Raw genomic sequence first — 2,523 nt, forward strand, 5'->3', positions numbered from 1 at the left:
ACTGACCCAGCGACCCCGAACAGTACTCCCCACCCCGCCGAGGGCAAATGGCCACCCGCCAAGCCTCGACCTCCCTCCCGCAAACCGTCCGTGGAGGAACTCCGGTTAAGTGGAGAGCCCAGACCTCCTTTATCATCCTCGATAAAGAAGCCTAAAACCCTGATTTTTCGCTCAAGCATTGCCCGATCCAGAGGCTCTGTCTATTCTGGATTCTACGTAACATCCAGACCTTTCAGATCCCCACGCCATGCGTACCGTTCCCGCCGCCGACTTCCAGCGTCACTTCGGACACTATCAAGACGAGGCCCTCAAGGAGCCGCTCGCCATCACCCGCAATGGCCGTGAGCGCCTCGTCGTGCTCTCCGCCGACGAGTACCACCGCCTGAAGCGCCGCGATCGCGAGGTCCTGGGCCTGGACGACTTCACGACCACGGACCTCGAGGCGATCCGCCACGCCGAGCCGCCACCTGAAGCGGCGGCCTTCGACGATGAGTGCCGCTGATCAGGATGCCGCTCCCGACACCCGTTCCTGGCTTGGTCATCCGCTACGCCTATTTGTGGCGAGAGGAACAACAGCGCGGTCATGAAGAAGGCCGCAAAGACCGACCCTGTGCTGTCATCCTGGCCACCACGGACGACCATGGCGATCCGGTAGTCACCGTCTTGCCCGTCACGCACACGCCACCGTCCGATCCGTCGCTGGCGGTCGAGATCCCGCACGCCACCAAACGTCGTCTCGGGTTAGACGATGACCGCTCGTGGATCGTGCTGACCGAGTGCAATCGTTTCGTCTGGCCGAGGCCGGATCTGCGCCCCACGGTCTCGGGCGATGCATCGACCGTCGCCTATGGCCTTCTGCCGCGCGCCCTGTTCAAGGACGTGATCACCCAGTTCCATGACCTGGTTGTCGCTCGCCAAGCCTCTCTCGTCCGACGCACCGAATGATGATCGTGCACATCAGCATTCTTCTGCTCGCTTAACCCAAAAGCCGCCACTGCTCTCTCGCTTCCCGGTTTCCGAAAAACGCGGGGAGCGGAAAGTCCGGTCTGTTTCATGATTGGCTGGTCACGACGCATAAGGAGTCATCCGGGCTTCGACCGGCAATCTCCGCTTCCCCCACCAAGCAGGTCATTCATCCCAGACCTGATCAGGTAATTGTCAGTTTCCATCGCCTGGCCGTGGATTTGGTCAGGCAATCAACGTTGGCAGTTGTTTGCGAGCCAGCACCTCGGCATCGGCGACCTACTAAGGCTGCGGTTTGGGGTGTCGCTGGCTGTCCTGCTCGAGGGACGTGAGCATCTCGCGGCGCAGAATGGCGTTGATGCGCGTCTGGTAGCCTTTCCCTTGCGCCCGAAACCAAGCCAAGACATCCGCGTCCAGGCGGATGGTCGTTGAGGTCTTGGTGGGCTTGTAGAAGCGCCCTCGCACCGCCTGATTCCAGAACTCGTCGGTCAGGGGTGGGATGTCACTGTAATCGATCGCGCTGTCATCGCGCGTCGCGAGTGCCGCAAGCTCAGCCGTCTGCTCAGCACTCAAGGGCGGCAATTGGTCGAGATCGATGCACTGCCTAACGATATCTTTGCTCATAACGTCGCCTTTCTGTCCGATCTGCTGCTCGCGCGGAGATGAGACGGATGACCTCAATCAGCTGACCGTCCTCGTCCTCCTCGCGCACGGTGTGGGCCACCAATAGGATGACATCGCCCTCGACACACCCGATTGTTTGCCAACGCTGCTCGCCGTCTTCAATGCGCTCCGGGATGGTGAACGCGAACGGATCTGCGAAGACTCGAAGCGCGGTCTCGAAGCTCACGCTGTGTTTGCGCCGGTTGACGACCGCTTTGGCCGGATCCCATTCGAATCTTATCTGCATGCAGTCATGTTACTACATAAGTGTAGTAATAAAGACATTCTACCGCAGCGACAGTGTCTGCAATGGCGGGTTGATCCGTCACGCGTGAGCCACCGACTAAGGACCGCTCCTGGGACAGTGCGACCGTTGGTGACTGAATACCGAGTGTCTGCTTACCGGAAGGGATTGGATTGAAGGGGATGCTCGGACGGCTCACAAATTGCCGCTGGTGGCCGTTCTGCAGGTTCGAGGTTCTTTGCAGCATGCAGCTGTTTCGCGTCACTGGGGTACGCCCTTCCCTTGTTGTCATTCCTTGTCCTCCTGAAACAGATCGTCCATCGCGCCGCCGTCCTGGCCTGCGCGCATCCGGGGCGTTGTGACGCGGGCACGCTGGATGAGATCGGCCTCCTCCCCGACGCTGCCCGATAACTCGACATAGCCGCGCTGGCGACGGCGCTTGGCAATCGCTTCGAGCTGCTCCGCTTCGGCCGCTTCACTCGTCACGGCTAGGATGCGCATCCCTCCCCACCGCGCCCCGAGCCCACCCAGCACAGGACACGCGTCCAGTCGCTGAATAGATCCTGGACGAGATCAACTTGGTCGTAACGGGCCTGTGCTGGATGGACCCAGCGGCGCCTCTGCATCATTCCGGTTGTCCCCGTGTGGTCGAT

5 protein-coding genes are annotated in these 2,523 nt (G+C 60.8%); 2 read left to right on the plus strand and 3 right to left on the minus strand.

Features of this window, described 5'->3' with window-relative positions; all coding sequences use genetic code 11:
• Nucleotides 1-247 precede the first annotated feature (247 nt).
• Complete coding sequence (locus CKO23_RS24295) at nucleotides 248-502, plus strand: type II toxin-antitoxin system Phd/YefM family antitoxin (RefSeq protein WP_200336012.1); 255 nt, start codon at nucleotides 248-250, stop codon at nucleotides 500-502.
• Nucleotides 503-507: 5 nt separating this feature from the next.
• A complete protein-coding gene (locus CKO23_RS24300) occupies nucleotides 508-945 on the plus strand; it encodes a type II toxin-antitoxin system PemK/MazF family toxin (RefSeq protein WP_200336021.1) in 438 nt (145 codons plus the stop codon).
• Nucleotides 946-1,245: 300 nt separating this feature from the next.
• On the opposite strand, the gene CKO23_RS24305 is transcribed toward CKO23_RS24300, so the two are convergent.
• The 3 genes from CKO23_RS24305 to CKO23_RS24315 form a co-directional block, all read right to left on the minus strand.
• Complete coding sequence (locus CKO23_RS24305) at nucleotides 1,246-1,587, minus strand: BrnA antitoxin family protein (RefSeq protein ID WP_200336023.1); 342 nt, start codon at nucleotides 1,585-1,587, stop codon at nucleotides 1,246-1,248.
• Complete coding sequence (locus CKO23_RS24310) at nucleotides 1,568-1,873, minus strand: BrnT family toxin (protein WP_200336025.1); 306 nt, start codon at nucleotides 1,871-1,873, stop codon at nucleotides 1,568-1,570. Before CKO23_RS24310 ends, CKO23_RS24305 begins: the two co-directional genes overlap by 20 nt.
• Nucleotides 1,874-2,158: 285 nt before the next feature.
• Entirely contained in the window at nucleotides 2,159-2,371 is a 213-nt protein-coding gene (locus tag CKO23_RS24315) for a hypothetical protein (RefSeq protein ID WP_200336027.1), read from the minus strand.
• Nucleotides 2,372-2,523: the final 152 nt, after the last annotated feature.

It is taken from the genome of Thiocystis violacea (assembly GCF_016583565.1).
Lineage (GTDB): Bacteria > Pseudomonadota > Gammaproteobacteria > Chromatiales > Chromatiaceae > Thiorhodococcus > Thiorhodococcus violaceus_A.

What these genes read in the sequence shown, in the direction of transcription:
- CKO23_RS24315 (WP_200336027.1), bottom strand. Translation starts at nt 2,371, where the DNA reads ATGCGCATCCTAGCCGTGACGAGTGAAGCGGCCGAAGCGGAGCAGCTC.
- CKO23_RS24295 (WP_200336012.1), top strand. Translation starts at nt 248, where the DNA reads ATGCGTACCGTTCCCGCCGCCGACTTCCAGCGTCACTTCGGACACTAT.
- CKO23_RS24310 (WP_200336025.1), bottom strand. Translation starts at nt 1,873, where the DNA reads ATGCAGATAAGATTCGAATGGGATCCGGCCAAAGCGGTCGTCAACCGG.
- CKO23_RS24305 (WP_200336023.1), bottom strand. Translation starts at nt 1,587, where the DNA reads ATGAGCAAAGATATCGTTAGGCAGTGCATCGATCTCGACCAATTGCCG.
- CKO23_RS24300 (WP_200336021.1), top strand. Translation starts at nt 508, where the DNA reads ATGCCGCTCCCGACACCCGTTCCTGGCTTGGTCATCCGCTACGCCTAT.